Raw genomic sequence first — 20,192 nt, 5'->3', positions numbered from 1 at the left:
AGGTGAAGTTTTGGAAAAGGATTTTTTTAGAAAAAATGGTATTGATTTAGCCAAATCAATATTAGGCAAATATCTTATAAGAAAGTATGAAGATAAAACAATCGTTACTGAAATCATAGAGACAGAAGCCTATATGGGTATAAATGACAAAGGAGCACATGTATATGGTGATAAAAAAACCGACAGAACGAAGCCATTATATTTAGATGGTGGGCATATATATGTTTATTTAATTTATGGGATGTACAACTGTTTAAATTTATCAGCAAATGTAGAAAACACACCAGAGTGTGTATTAATAAGAGGTGTAGAATCTATAACTTCTTTAGATGAGATATCTATAAATAGATACAATAAATCTTATAATAATTTGAGTAAATATCAAATAAAGAATATTACTAATGGGCCAGGAAAGCTTTGTAAGGCTCTAAAAATAGATAGAAGTCTAAACAGCAAGAGTATAATGGGTGAAGAATTATATATAAGTGATTTTTATTATGATGATGAAGGAGTAAAGGTATTTAGTAAGGATGATATAGATATAAAAACTAGTAAGCGTATAAATATAGATTATGCAGAAGAGGCGAAAGATTTTTTATGGCGTTTTTATATAGAATAAGTCTTTATGTAAGTGAGATATATATTTATTAAGTGAGATATATATTTATAGGAAAAATTTTCTATAGATATATATCTCACTTTTTTTACATAATTTTTAATTTAATAAAAATAAATTTATGAATTACAAACATATTTTAATAAATTTATAATTATTTTACTAATATAAATAAAGATATATTTTGGCGAAATTAGCGATTAAAATTAATTTTTTCTCTGTATTTTATCAAAAATGATAAAATTTGTATAGATAATTAACTTATTTTATAAGTAATTAATTAATTATTAAAGAATGAAGAAATTTTGACAAAAAAAGAAATTCTATTTAGAATAGAGATATATTTAAAAGAATCCTATAAAGATGATGTTATATTTCTTATAGTAAGCAATTCTTATTAAATAAAAAATTAGATAATGTATTTTAAGAGGACATAAAGCACTTCAATAACACTTGACAATCTAAAAATTGACAAGTCTGTATCTAAAAAATATGTATAATATTAAATTGTAAAATAGAAGATGTTGCAGAGTAAAAAAAGACATTGAATAGATGTCATTAAATTGTAAGATTATGTTATAATTATAAAAAAGGATGTAATAATGTGTAGAAATAATAATATAATAATTTGAATTTTTAATAATTAAATTTAAATAAGACATGCAACATATAAAATATAATTTAGATATATTGATTAGATAAGATATATTAATAAGATTAATACATTATTATGAATTATTTTGATAATATATTGAATCATATTAATAACTTAAGTTTTATTATATAAAAAATAAATACTTATAAAGAATAGATATTTAGTTGGCAAAGTTATATAAAAATATGTGAAAAATAAATCTTAAAAATATAGACAAAACAAAAATAATAAATTATAGTAATACTAATAAAATTTTTAAAGAGTGAAATAAAATAGGTATAATAGCCTATATTTATATTTTTGTATTTATATTATGAAAAAATTAAAATTATTTAGGGGTGATGGTTTTGAATAAGGACATAGGAGCAAAAATAAAACAACTTAGAACTCAAAAACAAATGACACTGAAAGATATGAGTGAAAAAACAAACTTATCAATTGGTTTCTTGTCACAGCTTGAAAGAGGATTGACAAGCGTAGCAACAGATTCCTTAGGAAAAATAGCAAGTGTATTAGATGTAGAATTAACATACTTTTTTATGAAGCCAAAAGAGCATAAAAGAGCTGTATTGAGAAGTTATGAGAAAGAAGTGTTTGATGTAGAAAATTCAACATTTATACATTATCATTTATCATCTAATTTAAAAGAAAAAACAATGTTGCCAAGACTAATTGAAATTCTTCCAAGTAAGAGTAATGAAGATATTTGTTGTTATGTACACAAAGGTGAGGAGTTTGTGTATGTGCTAGAGGGTACTCTTACAGTATTTTTGGGTGATGAACAAATAGAAATGTATCCAGGAGACACAATACACTATAATAGTGAAAAGAACAATCATAATTGGGTTAATTACACTAATAAATTAGTAAAGATTTTGGTTGTAAGTATCCCAAATCCATTTGAGAAATCTGATACAATTAAAGAAGTTTAAATTTTAACTATTAATATTAGCTAATAAGGAGGTACTATAGTGAAAAAAATTGGATTCATAGGTGCAGGAAATATGGCAAGCGCTATGATAGGAGGGATAGTAAATTCAAAATTAGTTGAACCTGATATGGTTATAGCATCAGCATATAGTCAAGAAACTCTTGATAGAATATATAAAAGTTTTGGAATAAAAACTACAAAAGATTCAAAGGAAGTAACTAGAAACTCTGATATAGTGATTGTAGCTGTTAAACCAGATATATATGATGATATTTTAGAAGAGATAAAAGATTTTATAGATGATAGTAAAATTATAGTTACAATAGCAGCAGGAAAATCTATAGAAGATATAGAGTCAATAATAGGAAATGATAAGAAAATAGTTAGAACAATGCCAAATACTCCAGCTCTTGTAAATGAAGCTATGTCTTCTCTTTCTATAAATAGAAATATAAACAATGAAGACTTAGAAGCAGTTACAGAAGTATTTAATTCTTTTGGAAATACTGAAGTAGTGCCAGAATATCTTATAGAAGCAGTAATTGGAGCGAGTGGTTCAGCACCAGCATATGTATTTTTATTTATAGAAGCTATGGCAGATGCAGCAGTAATTGCAGGTATGCCAAGACAACAAGCATATAAATTTGCATCACAAGCAGTTATGGGTTCTGCGAAAATGGTACTTGAAACAGGAAAACATCCTGGTGAGTTAAAAGATATGGTATGTTCACCTGGAGGAACTACTATAGAGGCAGTTAAGGTACTTGAAGAAGAAGGTTTTAGAGCCTCTGTTATAAAAGCTATATGTGCATGCATAGATAAATCTAAAAAGATGAGTGAGTAATAAAAATTTATTGCAAGAAAAAGAATTGCCTTTCATAGAAAATTTCTATTTTAGGCAATTCTTTTTCTTTATTTATTTGATTTTTAAAATAAGCCTGAAAGCCAATTTTTTATTTTTTCAAAAAAACCAACTGAATCATCGTTATTTGATTGATTTTCTGAATTATTTGTGTCCTCGTTATTTGATTGAGAGTTATCTTTATTTTCATTGTTAGTTGTATTATCATTTTCTGAGTTATTTGAATTACTATCATTATTTGAATTAGTATTATCTTGTGGATTTATTTGAACACCTTCTGTAGAGTTTATTACAGCATTAGAGCCAAGAGACTCATCATTAGTGTTATTTAAGATTCCTAAATCTTTTTTATCTCCACCTGAGAATAAACCAGAGAACCAGTCTCCTATTCCACTAAACCATCCACCAATGGTGTCTAATATACCAGAGCCTTTAACACTTTCACCTAATTTCTTTAATTGCTCATTTACATTATCTGATACATTGTCCAATGTATTTTTCATGTTATTGTAATCATAATCTTGGTCAGCTATTTTTTTCATTACACCCTTAATTTGTTCTTTTTGCTCTGGTGTAATAGTAATATTGTAATTATTTACAACATTGTTTATTGTATTTGCTATTTGATTAGTATCTTTTGTTCCATTTTTTACAATTTCTGTTTTTATATCATTCATTACACCAGTTGCTTTTTCCTGGCCTATATCATCTCCTAAATCACCTGTAACTACCAATTCTTCAGAAGCAATCTCTTTCTTTGTCTCATCAAGTTTCTTTCCTGAAGCATCTTCAAATGCCTTCATAATTCCTGTTAATGCACCAGTACCACTTACAGGATATGGAGCAGCAGCGATAACATTTGCATCTTCAAGTCCAGCTGTTGTAAGTGTTGAAGCAATCATTGAGCTAGTTACCCAAGTTAAATTTGCTGTTTTAACATTAATTCCATTTCCTTTTTTAGTAGGTTCAACATATGAACAAGATATAGTAACTTTTCCAAGCTGACCTTCTGTTGCAACACCTTGTAAATATTGTCTTTCTTCTGCATTTGTTACATCTAAAACTAAGACTTGGTCTTTTTTTACTCCAAAGTAATTAAGCATTTGTTGCTTTTGAGATTCTGATAAGTTAGCTCCAAGTGTAACTACATTTGTGCCATCTGCATAAGAAAGGTTCATACTTCCAAGTACAAGCATTGTAGATACAATAATAGAGCTAATTTGTTTTTTAAACTTCATAATATTCCTCCTAGATTTAACATACATTACATTTTCAAATATACTTTTTATTAATATATTGAATAAAAATATGTGCTACATTTCTATTATACTAAATATAAACTATTTTTTAAATCAATGCGATTACAAGATTGTAATAAAAAAGGGAATATAAGGAAGATAATAAAAAAATAATTTTTGTAAGAGATTGAAAAAACAATTAATGTAGTATACTATAATATAGAAATGATTATGATAATGTTATAGAATCGGAAGGAGAAAAATAAATGTCAAAAGAATTAGTAAAAGACAGAGTAATAAAATATTTAATAGAAGACTTATTAGTACCTCAGGATATGATTGATACAAATGTTGAATTAGCGGAATTTGAAGAAGGCGCAGAAGGAGTTTTAGATATTATTGTAAATGTTAAAGATGAGGAAGACTATTATGCACCTGTAATGATAGTACAATGTTTGGATGAAGATGTAGAGCTAGAAGGCGAAGTTTTACAAAAACAAATAGAATTTTTAGAAGAAGTGGATAATATAACTATGTCAGGTAGATTAGTTTTAACTAATGGGGATGCTATGATGTATGCTGATTGGAGAGGCGAAGAATACGATACTGAGGCAGCTCTTCCAACTTATGATATAATGGTAAAAGAGTTTAATGAAATGGAACAACAGGTCAAAGAATTAGAAGAACATCACCATCACGATGAAAATTGTGGATGCGGATGCAATCATCATGAAAATTAAACATTAAGCATATATATTAAAAGGGGCTATCGTATGAGCAAATTAAATTTGTTCTGTGATAGCTCTTTTACCTATCTTAATAAGTACATTTTTAATTATTTTATATAAAAATAATACATTCTGATAGAATATTTTCTTTACCTCTGCTTAAAAATCTTCTGAAATTCATATTTTGTTTTACTTGAGTGAAAGCTATACTTCTATTCATCCTAAATTTATACCCCTGAGGGCTTATAATTCTTTTTAAGTTTTCTTTTCTCATGGAATAACTTAGATACTTGTAAGTTTTTAGTTCTATTCTCAAGAGGAATCTTACTATTACTGCCATTTATACTGGCAATTACTACACTCTTCACAAGTGTAGCAAGTTATTTTACTTTTATAGCCTGTTTTTGATTTCCTTTAGTAAATTCTAAATCATCTATGTTTTTGTCTTCTAAAATTTCTTGTATTTTATATAAAATCATAGCATTATTCCATGCATATTTACTAGAAGTATCTTTATTGCTAAATTCATCATTCATTTTACAAATCTCCTAAGTTTAATTATATTATATCAAAAAGACAGCATTTTATTATTATAAGTAATATATAATAAAGTTGTTATGGCTGAGATTATATGTTAATATTAGAAATAATTATATAAAAAATAATTATTATCAAGTGTATATACTTATAAGTATATGAACTTTTAAATTACGGAGGAAGAATGAATAATACGCAAAAGATAGAGACAGGATTAAAATACAATAAAGCAAAAAAAATGGACAAAAACTTTATGTACCAAGACTTAAAAAGAAGTAACTGTTATAACACTGATTTTTCAAATTCAAACTTTAATTTTACAAGTTTAAGAGGAGCTCACTTTAAGTCTTGTAACTTTTATGGGTGTACGTTCAAATCAGCAGAAATAATAGGAGCAAACCTAAAAAGAAGTAAATTTAAAAATGCGAAATTTGAAAATACTATATTTGAAGGAGTTAATTTAGAAGAAGTAGATTTTTCTGGTACTAAATTTAAAAACGTAATATTTTTAAATACAGATATAACTAAAGCTAAAAACTTTGATATAAATTCACCTCAAATAAAAGTATTTAAAGCAATGCCTATTATAGAGATGAGTGAAAGATTAGAAAATGCAATAAAATTTGCAATGGAAAATAAGTATGTTAAAAAATCAAGAACTTTAGATACTAAAGATGGTGGCATTAATTATATAAGTATAATGGTACTTTTAGAAAACTTTAAAGAAAAACAATTAATAGATGGATTGACATTAATTGGAGAAAGAATAGATAAGGAATTTTGTACACTAAGTTATATAATGAAAAATTTAGAAGTTTATAAGTCTGAAGGTATATTATAATTTATGTCAAAATATACTGTAAAATGTTATCCTCTACAAAGAAGGTAGCATTTTTTTATACAAGGGTCTATCCAAAAAAGATAGACTCTTTTTTGTTAGATAAATAAAAAAATACCACATGAAATAATTATTATATAATACCCAACATTTAGTATATATACTAAAGTAATAACTTGAAAAAATATTAAGCAAGGGAGTTAATGTGAAAAATATATAGATGATACAAGACTTTTTGGTTATTTAGTATTAATAGTTTTAATATTATATAATATATTAATAGGTAGAGAATACCACATTATAAATTTTTCATTGTATTGAAGAATACACTAAAAGGGAGAAAAAAGAATATGGATTATAGTATAGGTGAAATGACATACAATATATCTTGCTTTGGAGAATTACATCCACTAAAATATTTTAAACAATTTACTACGTATCAAAATATACAATTATCTAATAAAAAGTCTAAAGATTATAGAATAGAATATACAACTCCATCTATAGAAATATACTCATTAAAATTATGTGATACAAAAATAGTGGATACAATAAAAGGAACTTCATTAGAAGGGCAACATTTAAGTGGGAAAAATCTTATTATATTGGGTAATATTAATATGAGTTTAATATTAAAATATGAAAATACCAACAAAAAATGTAAGCGTAATAAACATAAAAAAAATAAAGTATTAAATATTATGTTGCCATTTAGTACTTTCATAGTTATCCCAAATTATGATAGTAATGAGGAAAGAATTAATCTTAGATACTTTGTAGAAGACGTAAGTGTAAAGCTCAATCAGAGTAAAATATTTGTAAGTGTAACTATGTTAATGCAATATTTAGAGTAATAATAATCTAATATCTAACAGACATAAATAGAAAAGAGTGATGTAATGAAGGTAATAAATGAATGTAGGATAGACTTTCAATATAGATTATCACCTAAAAGTCCTGTAATAGTAAAGACTATCTGTAGTAATGTAGTTTCTACTGATATAGTAAAGGATATATTAAAGATAGAAAAATATGTAGATAAGAAACATTCCTATTCTTTTGATATAGTAACATATACAGTTTGCATTTCAAATGTTAGTAAGTATATTGTAACTAATGCATTTTTTCAAGATAAAATTCCAACAGGGACAAAATTTATAAATAATTCAGTAACTATAAATAGTATAAAGAAATATTTCATAAATCCAGAAAAAGGGTTTAGTTTGCATGATATTAATTCAGGAAAATGCATAATAATAACATTTAAAGTTATAGTATTACCTCATTATCTCTGTAATACAATAAAAAATTGCTCCACTATAGAACATGACTATATTTACAATATTGAGATGTCTCCCACTAGAGTAGTAATGAAAAGTAATAAAGTGAACACACATGTTGAAAATAAAGTATTTAAATCATTACAAGTGGATAACAATATAAAAATATCTCAAAGAATAGATAAAATAATCGATATAAAAGTAAAAGTAAATATACTAGAAACAAAGGTTGTTAATACTCCTGCTAATGATGTATATAGAAAACAAAATTCTGATGTATGCACCTTTATTATTTTAGGTAACATAGAATACGAAATAAATTATAAATTAAAATGTAAAAAAACTAATAGAAAAAACAAAAACCAAAAAATGAAAACTAAAATAAGTGTTTTTGGATTTTCTTGTAACATGCTTGTACCTATTGGTATTACCTATTTAAATAAAGATAATATAAAAATAAATATTGAAAATACATCAACAAGCCAAATTTATAAAGGTAAATTGTTTGTTAGCTCAAATATATTACTATATTATTAAAACCATCGAATATTATCAAGTATAATCGATGGTTTTTTATAATAAAGAAATAAACTGTATAGTATTTATAAATACTCATGATAGAAGATATTTTTAACTAGGATCTATATTTAAAACTGTCTTACTTGGATATGGATTAGTTTGTGATGTAACAGTAATAAAAAAATCATACCTAACACCTAATGGTTGATTAGAAGGAATGACCGCATCTAGTTCTATTAATTTGCTGCTATTAGGAGGTAAATTTGTTAATTGAGGTAAAGTTGCTTGATAAAGTGTATTAGTAGGTACATCAGTTATTTTTGTACCATTAATGTACAGTGTATAAGAAATAGCTACTTTTTGTATAGTTATTGAATAACTGTCATAGCCTCCACCAGTATTTTTAAAATAATTTAATATAACTGCAGTATTGCCTGCAGGTGTAACAATATATGATGTTGAATCATCTATTTTATTAGCTGGATTTGGCAATAATGAAACTCCAGGGACTAAAGAGCAAGTTATAGTGTTACTTTGTTCACCACCATATATTTTAGTAGGCCATATATCATTATAATAAGAAATAGCAGTTGCCTGAGTAGTCATTGAAGAACCAGAGACTAACATTAATTGAGGTATTACTGTAAAAGTTACATATCCAGACATAGATGGACCTAACTGTGGTATTGAAATAACAACATTTTTTGTAGAACTATTATAGGTTGCATTACAGAATGAAGTTGTGTTTATAGAAGTAAATAAGAAATTATTATTTATAGGAATTTGTATAGTACCATTTACTAAATTTACTAAACTATTATTTTGGAATATAAGTAAAAATTGCATAACAGAATTAGTACTTATACTAGCAGTTTGGTTATATATAGTAGAAGTAGTTTTATCTGTTGCACTTAATGTCATTACTAAGTTTGGATGATTCACTGTTATAACTAATGTATTAGAAACTGTGGTATAACTACCACCTTGAATTTGTTGATATAGACATTGTGCAATATTATTTTGTGTAGAAGTTAATGCACCAATACTCTTAGTTGCACTAATTATTCTACAGGTCATGTTGTAAGCTATTGTTTGTGATGATACTCTGGCATCTATTGTTCCTTCAGTAGGTAATGTAACTGTATAAGATGATACTGTTGGTATTATAGATACACCGTTTTTAAATGCAGAACCTACATAAGATTGGCCTCCATTTGGAAGAACATCCTTTACATATAGTCCATATGCAATGGTACCTTGAGGAATAGTCATTGTAATTGTGTAGGTTATTAAAGAGCCAACCTTAAATGTAGATGCGATATTACTTTTTGATACTATTATGTTAGCTGAAGAGATTTTAACTGATGCACTTTTATTAAGATTAGAATATTGGTAGTTATCTGAATAATCATCATATTCTTGAGAATATGGATTAGTATTAGTTGCTGTAGTGGTAATACTTACTCCTGGAGCCATGACTGAGCTTATAGTTACACTGTATGTTAAAGTGATAGATTGACCTGGAGCAAGTTTATCAATACTAACAATAATACTATTATCTTCAATTTTAATTTCATCATAACTACCTGTTCCATTAACTATTAAGCTATTTTTCTTAAGAGTAAACCAGTTAGATAAAGTATCATTAAGAGTAAAATTAAATGCATCTGTTTCTGTTCCTAGTGTATTAGTATTTTTTATAGTAACTGCATATGTGTAGATTTCATTAGATTTTATAACTGTTGTGTTAGGACCATTAACAGTCTTAGTTAATTGAATATTAGGAGTGCCTATATTAAAGTTTACTTGTGCACGATTGCTATAGGCATATCCATAGGTATTTATTCCTTTTAGTTTCATTAGATTAGCATTTTGGCCAGAAGAACCAAGTTGTTCTATTTGTACTTTAAAACTAATAGTAGCAGTAGTTAAGCCAGGTATATTTCCATAGAAGAAATCCACTCCATGGGGACTTATTAGTTTAGGTTGAGATACAGGATTATAACCAGTGTAGTTGTAAGTTAAGTTGGTTATAGGATTAGATGATAATGGGAAAAAATCATCTATATAAACTTGTTTTTGAGTAGCTTGTAATGTAGATGCATTGTAAGTTAATAAATACTCAGCAAAATCTCCAGGAGCTAAAGAATTTATTGTTTTAGAAGTTCCATTTTTATAGTATCCTTTAACAAACTGTTTGGTAATTGTTCCTACACTTATACTTGAAGATACACTAGAATTATCAGTGACTTGAGTTAATGAACCTACAAGAGTACCTGTAATATCAGTAGTTGAAGTAAAAGGATCAGAAGCTACGACAGGTAGATTTATGTTATTTGTATCAAATTTATAGGTATAAAAACTATTAATTTTTGCACTTATTGTTACAGTCTGTGTAGAGTTTTGTGGCATAAAAGCAAAGTTGTAAGTTAGATAATATCCTTTCATTGTAGAACTATTTGCCACTGATGTTGGATTAATAGAGCTAGATAGATAAAGGATTCCATCAGGTAACAAATAATGAACTAATACATTTTGTATATTGTAATATTGCCCAACCTTATATACATAGGTGTAAGTTACTGTATTTTGTATATCAACTATAGATTTACTTGTAGAAGTAGCTATTATCAAATCCATTGCTGAAAAACTAGTAGTACTGCTAGAACTGGCTGTTACTTGAGGGTTTGCTGATACCATACTAATGTACATATTCAATGTAGTACCATGAACAATATAATTTCCTTGATTACTGTTATATTGATTCCATATTGCAAAATTAAAATTTAAAGTAGTATTGCTACTTACTGAAAGATTTACATTACTATAATAAAGTTGAGTATACATTTTATTATTAATACTAACCAAGTTAATAGTAGGAGTTGTAAATTGTGATGCATCAGTACCTAAAGTAGTAACATTTCCTATATATCTAATTCCATCATCTAATAGTATTGTTATATTAACTAAGGATGAAGAATTTGAATTATTATAAAACTTGCAAGTAGCAGTGCTAACTTGAGTATAATCATTTAAAGTGAGTAGACTACCTGCACCTTTTAATACTTTTCCAGGGGTAGTAACAGTACTATTAAACATTATTGTTTGAAAAGACATAGCTATACTATTAGTAATTACTACATTACCTATATCATAGCTTCCTCTAGGCATAGTATCTGCTTGACAAGATACACTTATTCCAGAAAATATATATCCAAATGGTATTACAGTTCCATTTTTAAATTTAGTATTACACTTAACAGTGATACTAAAAGTGAAATTTACCTCCATAGGTGCAAGGTCTTTCATATTAACCCAAGAATATGTGATGCTATTATCAGCATTTGTTATACTAGATGTTTGTGAAAAAGTAGATGTCGAAAGGACTAGACCATCAGGTATTGTAATAGTAAGGCCTAGATTATAAAATCTTTGCACAGTGCTGAGATTTTGTATAGTAATACTAAAAGTAGAAGTATTTCCTATTATTATAGGAATCTTTTGAGTATTGCTTACAATAATATTTAACATGTTTGAGTCCATTAAATCACTCCTTTAAGTTTATTAATAAATTATATTCAAAATAAATATACATATTTCGATAAAAAAATATTTGTTTTAATTAAAAATTTAATTTTTAGGAACTAAAAAATTACTACTTTAATATAATATACAGTAATTCTTAAAAATGATAATGTAAAATTAAAAATATTCTTTGCAAGGAGGTAAACATGTCACTAACACCACGTTTTAAGGCAATAGATAAAGCTATTTTAGTGGGCACAGGAAACAGTTTAGTTGTATGTGGTAGTAGTACAGCTTTAACAGTAAGTACATCTGATTTAATTATGCCCAATGGAACAACAACAAGAGATTGGACTAAAGCAGGAAGTTCTGCAAATTTAAATATATTATCAAACAGTAAAGTATTATATGCAGAGCTTGTTTGGTATTCTACAGTGACTAGTAGTGTATCAGGTGCACAAAGTGTTAGCAGTATTCAAGATAGCGCAATAACTTTTACAACTCCACAAGGAATATATTCCATAATACCTAAGTATATGGATACTTATAATGGGCCAACAGGAAATGTTGATAGATACAGAGCTGCAGATGTAACAACATATGTTCAGGCAGCACTATCAGGAAGTTATACAGTATCAAATGTACCAATAAGTGTACCCTCTACAGGTCTAAGTAATACAAGAGCAGGATGGACATTAACAGTAATATATAGAAATGATTTATTTAAACCTCAAATGATTCTTTATAACTCTGGTATATCAGTAGCAACTACTAATACACCATTACAAATGACGATGTCTGGATATACAACTAATACAGATCCATCAATGTTAAAAGGCAATATGTTTATTGCTTGTGCAAATGGTTCTCCACTTGATGGAAATGAATATGTAGAAGTGGGACCATCTTTTGCTCAATTAAGTAATGTTGGTAACTCAGTTTTTTCACCAAATACTAATCCTGGGACATCACCAAACAATCCAGAAAATAATTTCTTTAGTGGAGTAATAAATGTAGCAGACCCTACAAGCTCTAGTAATGGTTTACTAAATATTTCAGGAACTAATGCAACTAATAACAATGATGGGTTTGTACCTACACAACTTGTAGGAGCAAGAAATAAATGGGATATTGTAGATGTAGATATTTCAAATACATTAATTACAAATCAATCATTATTAGCTACTCAAATAACTGAAAGTGTATCTGGAGATGGAGTACAAATAGTAGCTTTTGGTACTCAAGTATTTGCTCAAGCACCTGATATTACAGCCTATTTGGAGCTATATGATATAGATGGTGATGGAGAATATAACACTGAGGTTGGAGAACAATTAGTATTTTCAGTTCAAATAAAAAATAATGGAAGTATTATTGCTAACAATGTTATATTATCTACAACTTTAGACCCATCAGTTAGCTTTGTTCAAAACTCAGTTATAGTAAACAATCAAACTATTCAAGGTGGAGATATTACAAAAGGTGTAAATATAGGAAGTATTCCAGCTTATGGGACTGCTAATGTTAATTTTACAGTTAAATCAAATTCATTGCCTACAACACCAGGCAATTTGATATATGATACTGTAAATTATAGTTACCAATTTACATCAGGTCAAAATACTATTACAAACAATGCAAATACAAATACTGTTCAAATAATGGTTCAAGAAGCTCTTTTAAATATATCAAAATCAGCTTCAGCAAGCACTGCAAATATTGGAGATACTGTAACATATACAATAAATATAACTAATACAGGTAACATAGTTGCAACAAATATATTATTCCAAGATAAAATTAATCGATATTCTTCCTTTGTTACTGGAAGTGTAACAATAGATGGTACAACAGATATAACAGATGACCCAACAGTAGGTATATCTTTACAAGATTTAGCGCCAGGAAGTAGCACACAAATATTATTTCAATCAAAAATAAATTCATTACCACCATCAACAAATATAGATAATTCTTCATGTGTAAGTTTTGGGTATAGGTATAATCAATATGGTTATATAAGAGAAAAGACTATATTTAGTAATCATACTAGTATACAAGTGGGATATGTAAATGTAATAGGCGAAAGGTGTAATAATAATAATTACCCTAATATTGGCGATACAGTAACTTATACTTTAAGCTTAAGTAATGTAGGAAATCAACCAGCTTCTAAATTTCAAATATCTGAGCCAACAATACCTGGAACTACATTTGTAAGTGACAGCGTTCAAATAAATGGAGTAGTTCAATCAGGGTTAAATCCTTTTACTGGATTTGTATTACCAAATCCTATAAATTCTCAAGCAACTACAAATATTAGCTATCAAGTTAAAGTAACACAACTTAATCCAGCAAATACAATACAAAATATAGCTCAAGTTCCATTTAAGTATCAAATAACACCTACATCTAGTGTGGTAACTACAGAGCAAGATTCTAATATAGTTGATACTATAGCTAATTATGTATGTATGAATATTGTTGAAAGTGTGGATAAAGATTATGCAATAATAGGTGATACATTATATTACACTGTAAATATTACTAATAATGGTAATATTAATGCAACTAATACTATGTTTTTATCAAATATTCAATCAGGCACAACTCTTATACCTGGAACGGTTACAATTAATGGTGTGTCATATTCATCATATAATCCAAATCAAGGATTTCTTCTTGGAACAATATGTGCAAGTGATACTATAGAAGTAACATACCAAGTTAAGGTTAATTCAGTTCCTACTCCAAACATTGTATATAATCAAAGTGATTTAGTATATAGCTATCAACCAGACCCTAACAATAGTGAACTAAAGGGATCTATATATAGTAATACTGTACAAACAACAGTAAATCAAGTGGCTTATACAATTACAAAAACTGTAAATAAACACTACGCTCAACTAGGGGATTCATTGGTTTATACAACGACTATTCAAAATACAGGAACAGTACCTTTAACAAATGTTGTATTCGCAGACTATATAGGTGTTTACATGAACTTATATCCAGAGACTGTATATATTAATGGAGTAAATTATCCATCATATAATCCTACTCAATCATTCCCTGTAGGAGATATTCATCCTGGTGATACTGTAATAGTTGTATTTGCGACTACAATAGTTGTAAATCCACCTGTGGGATATATACCAAACTATTCAGAAGCGGTAATAAACTATCAGGTAAATCCAACTTCGCCAGAAGTTACTAAGACTATATACTCTAATACAGTTGTAACCTATGATCCTGTAGGTTCACTAAGCTTAACAAAGAGTGTAGATAAAGCATATGCAACGGTAGGAGATACCTTAACTTACTCATTTACAGCTACAAATAATGGTACTGCTATTATATCTAATGCAACCTTTACAGATACTCTTCAACAAGAAGCAACTTTAGTAGCAGGTAGTGTAGTAGTAAATGGAGTATCAAAATCAAATTATGATCCAACACAAGGTTTCTCATTAGGGGTTATGAATGTTGGGCAAACAATAACTATTAGTTTCAAAGTGACTGTAAATAATACACCTTCACCAAATGTTATAAAAAACAGTGCAACAGCATCTTATAGTTATTATATAGATCCATCACAACAACCAGTAACTAACAATATAACAAGTAATACTGTTACTACAACAATCAATTCTTATTCAGCAACAATAACAAAAATAGTAGATAAATCTTATGCAATGCTAGGAAATACATTAACTTATACTGTTACAGCAAATAATACAGGAACAGTACCTTTAACAAATGTTAATTTGGTAGATATTATTGAAAATGGAGCTACATTTGTACCTGGTTCAGTTGCAGTAAATGGTGTAAGTACAGGATATTCAAATGTTAATCCTAACAATGGATTTACTATACCTAATATAAGCCCAGGTGGTAGAACTATTGTAACTTTCCAAGTTACAATAACTAGTATTCCAACACCACCACAAATAAACAATACTGCTAGTATGAACTTCCAATACCAATTAAGTCCTACAGGTCAATATATTAGTGGAAGTTTAACAAGTAATACAGTTACTACAAATATTGTAACCATGTCTGTTACTAATACAAAGACTGCAGATAAAAGTTATGCAACCTTAAATGATACAATAACTTATACTTCAGTAATAACTAATAATGGCAATGAAAGTATTGCAAACACAACGTTCTTAGATATAATACCAAGTAATGCAACTTTTGTAATAGGCTCAGTTATGATAGGCTCAACAGCACAATCATCTTATGACCCAAGTAAAGGTTTTTCATTAGGAACTATTGCAGCTGGAGCATCTGTAACTATAAGTTTCCAAGTAAAAGTAGCTAGTGTACCAAGTAGTGGATACATTACCAATACTTCAAATCTAAGCTATCAATACACTGTTGGAACAGAGAGTATATCTTCTAATACGACAAGTAATGCTACTATAACTTATATTAACTATGGAAATATAGCTGTTACTAAATCAGCAGATAGAACTATTATAAAATTAAATAACATAATAACTTATACTGTAGTAATAGCTAATGTTGGAAACACAGTATTAAAGAATATTAACTTTACAGATATCATTCAGGTGGAATCATCTTTTGTTTCAGGCTCTGTATATATAAATGGAACTAACATGTCAAGCTATAATCCAAATATAGGATTTAGCTTAAATGATATACAGGTAGGACAACAAACTACAGTAAGGTTTGAGGTAACTGCCAATTCAATACCAACAAATAATGAATTGTTAAATACAGCTACAATAGATTATTCTTACTATGTTAATCCTACTGGTAGTGCAATAAATACAAGTGCAAGTTCTAATACGACTACTATTTATGTTTATGATACTATAATATCAGCAGATAAATCTGTAGATAAATCAATAGCTAAAATAGGAGACACTTTAAACTTTAGTATAACTATTACTAATGATGGTAATGTCAATGCAACAAATGTACAGTTCTTGGATATCTTGGACTCTAATATTAAGTTAGTAGCAAACTCAGTTTATATAGGTACTACTCAACAAACTGGCGCTGACCCAAGCCAAGGGTTCTCTCTACCAAACATTGTTCCAGGAACACCTGTAACAGTTAGTTTCCAAGCAACTGTACAGACTAGACCGACAGGCAATATTATCTACAACCATGCTACAATAACTTACGATTACACAAGTGGAGAAACTTATACTGGTATTCAAATTGAAACTAATACTACACAAACTTATGTTGCAGTAGGTGAATTAACTCTTACAAAATCAGTTAATAAAACTTATGCTACTGAACCAGATAGCTTAACTTATGCAGTAATAGTTAAAAATACAGGCTCTGTAAACGCTACAAGTTTAAACTTTAAGGACTTAGCACCAGCATCAACAGTATTTAATATAAATTCTGTAGTAGTAGATGGGACACCACAATTAAGCTATGACCCAACAGTAGGATTTAGCTTAACTGATTTAGCGCCTAATCAATATCATACAGTAACATTTAGTGTTAATATAACTTCTATACCTACAAGTGGAGAAGTAGATAATACAGCTTCTACAACTTTTAATTATCAGTTAACACCATCAGATAATCAACAAACAATGACTGCTACTTCTAATACGGTTAAAACATATATACAATTAGGAGTATTAACACTTACTAAATCAGTAGATAAGACATATGCAACTATAGGAGATACATTAAACTATTCAATAACAATCAATAACACAGGTAATGCAAACTGTACTAATATACTATTTAAAGATATTATACAATCAAATGCTCAGCTTATAAGTGGCTCAGTAGTAGTAAATGGAATCTCTCAACCTAATGCTGATACAAATGCAGGATTTAATATACCAGATATTGCTGGATACTCAAGTGCAACAGTAACTTTTTCAGTAAAAGTTAGTACAATGCCATCTACTGATAATATCTACAACACAGCTACAGCAAATTATGGATACTATATAAATCCATCTAATCCACTAGTTACAGTTCAAAGTACAAGTAATACTGTGTCTACAGCAATAAATGTAGGTTCATTATCAGTTACTAAGAATGTAAATAAAGCATATGCTACTATAGGAGATACAGTGGCTTATACAGTTACTATTGTAAATACAGGTAATGTAGTAGCTAACAATGTTAACTTTAGAGATGTGATACCAAGTGGATTAACTTTTATTACTAACTCAGTAAGTATAAATGGAATATCATACTCTGGTTATGACCCATATGCTAGTTTTACATTAGGAAATATTGCTCCTGGTGCTACAGTGGTAGTAAGCTTTAATACTACAGTGACATTATTACCAAATCCATCATTGATTAGCAATATAGCAAATGTTACTTTTTCATATTTAATAAATCCATCAGAATCATATATATACTCTCAAGTTAGCTCTAATACTGTACCCACTCAAATAAATGTAGGATTAATAACTCTAACAAAGAGCGTAGATAAGTCATATGCAACTATGGGTAATGTCTTAACATATACAGTAGTTGTAGCTAATACTGGAAATGTTGATGCTAAAAATGTAAATTTCCTTGATAACTTACAATCAGATGTAACTTTTAATAGTGGAACAGTAACTATAGGAGGAACACCTTATACAAACTATGACCCAACTCAAGGGTTTACTTTGGGTACGATACCAACACTACAATCAGTTACAGTACAATTTACAGTAACTGTAATAAATAATCCGACTCACGATTCTGTAATAAACTATGCTATAGGAACATTTAACTATTATGTAAATCCAAATGGATCTCTTTATAGTAGTTCTTATCAGTCTAATACTACAAGTACAATAATAGTTCAGCCTAGTTTAACTTTAACTAAGAGTGTAGATAAGTTATATGTAACTTTAAACAATACATTAAATTATAGTGTATTAGTTAAAAATACAGGAAATACACCTATATCTAATATATTATTTACAGATTTCTTATCAAATGGAGCAACATTTGCAAATGGAACTGTAATAATAGATGGTATAAGTTATGCAAACTATAATCCAATAGGAGGATTTACTTTACCAAATAATTTAGTAGCTGGGAATACCTCTTTGGTTCAATTCCAAGTTACAGTAAATAGCACATTACCAACACCACCAATAGTTACCAACTACGCAACATCAAGTGGAAGTTATAATATAGGCTCAACTCCATATCAAATATCAGCAACATCAAATACTGTAACTACTAATATTAACTTGGGGCAATTAACAAATACTAAGACAGTTGATAAGATGTATGCTAAGGTGGGAGATACAATAACGTATACCTCAACTATAGTAAATAGTGGTAATGTTATTTCAAATAATCTACAATTCTTAGATATATTACAATCATCATTAACTTTTGTTACACAAACTGTAACAATAAATGGAGTAACTTATCCATCACTAGACCCAACCGTTGGATTTTCTTTACCAAATCTGGCTCCAGGTCAAACCGTAATTGTAGGATTTAGTGCTAAGATAAACACTTTACCAACACCATCATATATAACTAACACTTCACAAGTTCAATTTAGTTACTATATATATCCTAATGGGACACCATTGACTTACACTCAACATAGTAATACAGTAACAACCAATGTAGTATTAGGTAAGATAAATGCAGTGAAAATGGTAGATAAATCAATTGCAACAATTGGAGATATACTAACTTATACAGTAACTTTGACAAATGTAGGTAATGTTATAGATAGTAATGTAATGTTCCAAGATACTCCTTCAACTGGTGTAACATTTAATGAAGGAAGTGTAGTTATAAATGGAGTAACAAATTCATCAGCAGACCCAACAAAAGGATTTAGCCTTGGAAGTATTGGAATAGGTAATGTTGTTACAGTGGTATTTACAGTAATAGTAACTTCAGTTCCTTCTACTAACCAAGTAATAAATCAAGCTGTAATACCATTCCAGTATGTTATTGATCCAAAACAATCATCATACAGTGATACAGCTTATTCTAATGTTGTAGCTACTAATATTGCATATGGCAGTTTAAGTGTAAATAAGTCAGTAGATAAGAAATATGCAACAATAGGAGATATAATAACTTATACTGTTAAAATAGTTAATAATGGTAATATTAATGCTACTAATGTAGTATTTCTAGATCCAACGCCAGCTAACTCAGTATTTGTTTTAGGATCAGTAACTATAAATGGAGTAGGAGATAAAACTCTTAACCCATCAGCTGGATTTAACTTAAATATTATGGTTCCTGGCCAAATAATAACGGTTATTTACCAAGTTCAAGTTGTAAATTTATGTTAGTGAAATAAAATAGATTATTTTAGCCCCTTAAAGATAAATCTTTGAGGGGCTATTGAGTATATTAGATGGTTATGAGGTAGCACCCTTTTCTAGTGCGATAGCCCCTTTTTTAGACATATATCATTCTAAAAACTAAGGATATAGCAAGATATAATAAAATAAATTATATATATGG

At 28.2% G+C, this 20,192-nt stretch carries 11 protein-coding genes; 8 read left to right on the top strand and 3 right to left on the bottom strand.

Annotation, left to right across the window (positions count from 1 at the left end):
- Positions 1–10 precede the first annotated feature (10 nt).
- From Q3223_RS15405 to proC, 3 genes are all read left to right on the top strand, one after another.
- Positions 11–619, top strand: coding sequence for a DNA-3-methyladenine glycosylase (locus Q3223_RS15405; RefSeq protein ID WP_407812165.1), 609 nt, complete (start codon positions 11–13; stop codon positions 617–619).
- Between the two features lie 993 nt (positions 620–1,612).
- Entirely contained in the window at positions 1,613–2,203 is a 591-nt protein-coding gene (locus Q3223_RS15400; protein WP_407812164.1) for a helix-turn-helix domain-containing protein, read from the top strand.
- A gap of 39 nt (positions 2,204–2,242) precedes the next feature.
- Positions 2,243–3,046, top strand: coding sequence for a pyrroline-5-carboxylate reductase (proC, locus tag Q3223_RS15395; RefSeq protein ID WP_054276444.1), 804 nt, complete (start codon positions 2,243–2,245; stop codon positions 3,044–3,046).
- An 83-nt stretch (positions 3,047–3,129) separates the two neighbouring features.
- On the opposite strand, the gene Q3223_RS15390 is transcribed toward proC, so the two are convergent.
- Positions 3,130–4,302 carry a DUF1002 domain-containing protein gene (locus Q3223_RS15390; protein WP_054269986.1) on the bottom strand — a complete coding sequence of 391 codons (1,173 nt, stop codon included), beginning with the start codon at positions 4,300–4,302 and terminating at the stop codon, positions 3,130–3,132.
- 266 nt (positions 4,303–4,568) lie between these two features.
- On the opposite strand from Q3223_RS15390, the gene Q3223_RS15385 reads away from it, so the two are divergent.
- Complete coding sequence (locus Q3223_RS15385) at positions 4,569–5,042, top strand: type I restriction enzyme HsdR N-terminal domain-containing protein (protein ID WP_021384283.1); 474 nt, start codon at positions 4,569–4,571, stop codon at positions 5,040–5,042.
- A 368-nt stretch (positions 5,043–5,410) separates the two neighbouring features.
- Here the strand turns inward: Q3223_RS15385 and Q3223_RS15380 are convergent, their stop codons facing one another.
- Positions 5,411–5,566, bottom strand: a complete 156-nt coding sequence (locus Q3223_RS15380; RefSeq protein WP_219673542.1) for a hypothetical protein — start codon at positions 5,564–5,566, stop codon at positions 5,411–5,413.
- A gap of 185 nt (positions 5,567–5,751) precedes the next feature.
- On the opposite strand from Q3223_RS15380, the gene Q3223_RS15375 reads away from it, so the two are divergent.
- The 3 genes from Q3223_RS15375 (at position 5,752) to Q3223_RS15365 (ending at position 8,222) form a co-directional block, all read left to right on the top strand.
- Positions 5,752–6,408, top strand: coding sequence for a pentapeptide repeat-containing protein (locus Q3223_RS15375; protein ID WP_054269987.1), 657 nt, complete (start codon positions 5,752–5,754; stop codon positions 6,406–6,408).
- Between the two features lie 347 nt (positions 6,409–6,755).
- A complete protein-coding gene (locus Q3223_RS15370; RefSeq protein ID WP_054269988.1) occupies positions 6,756–7,259 on the top strand; it encodes a hypothetical protein in 504 nt (167 codons plus the stop codon).
- A gap of 45 nt (positions 7,260–7,304) precedes the next feature.
- Positions 7,305–8,222: a DUF11 domain-containing protein gene (locus tag Q3223_RS15365; RefSeq protein WP_054269989.1), complete on the top strand. Its 918-nt coding sequence runs from the start codon at positions 7,305–7,307 to the stop codon at positions 8,220–8,222.
- A gap of 93 nt (positions 8,223–8,315) precedes the next feature.
- Here the strand turns inward: Q3223_RS15365 and Q3223_RS15360 are convergent, their stop codons facing one another.
- Positions 8,316–11,747, bottom strand: a complete 3,432-nt coding sequence (locus Q3223_RS15360) for an isopeptide-forming domain-containing fimbrial protein (RefSeq protein WP_407812163.1) — start codon at positions 11,745–11,747, stop codon at positions 8,316–8,318.
- A gap of 188 nt (positions 11,748–11,935) precedes the next feature.
- Here Q3223_RS15360 and Q3223_RS15355 point away from each other — a divergent pair, with 188 nt between their 5' ends.
- Entirely contained in the window at positions 11,936–20,017 is an 8,082-nt protein-coding gene (locus tag Q3223_RS15355) for a hypothetical protein (RefSeq protein WP_407812162.1), read from the top strand.
- Positions 20,018–20,192: the final 175 nt, after the last annotated feature.

It is taken from the genome of Clostridioides sp. GD02367, from assembly GCF_045900275.1.
Taxonomy (GTDB): domain Bacteria; phylum Bacillota; class Clostridia; order Peptostreptococcales; family Peptostreptococcaceae; genus Clostridioides; species Clostridioides difficile_A.
This window is presented reverse-complemented; position numbering and strand designations above follow the sequence as displayed.

Coding starts and splice junctions, on each gene's coding strand:
- Q3223_RS15390 (WP_054269986.1), bottom strand. CDS start 4,302: ATGAAGTTTAAAAAACAAATTAGCTCTATTATTGTATCTACAATGCTT.
- Q3223_RS15360 (WP_407812163.1), bottom strand. CDS start 11,747: ATGGACTCAAACATGTTAAATATTATTGTAAGCAATACTCAAAAGATT.
- Q3223_RS15365 (WP_054269989.1), top strand. CDS start 7,305: ATGAAGGTAATAAATGAATGTAGGATAGACTTTCAATATAGATTATCA.
- Q3223_RS15370 (WP_054269988.1), top strand. CDS start 6,756: ATGGATTATAGTATAGGTGAAATGACATACAATATATCTTGCTTTGGA.
- Q3223_RS15385 (WP_021384283.1), top strand. CDS start 4,569: ATGTCAAAAGAATTAGTAAAAGACAGAGTAATAAAATATTTAATAGAA.
- Q3223_RS15400 (WP_407812164.1), top strand. CDS start 1,613: ATGGTTTTGAATAAGGACATAGGAGCAAAAATAAAACAACTTAGAACT.
- Q3223_RS15355 (WP_407812162.1), top strand. CDS start 11,936: ATGTCACTAACACCACGTTTTAAGGCAATAGATAAAGCTATTTTAGTG.
- Q3223_RS15380 (WP_219673542.1), bottom strand. CDS start 5,566: ATGAATGATGAATTTAGCAATAAAGATACTTCTAGTAAATATGCATGG.
- Q3223_RS15375 (WP_054269987.1), top strand. CDS start 5,752: ATGAATAATACGCAAAAGATAGAGACAGGATTAAAATACAATAAAGCA.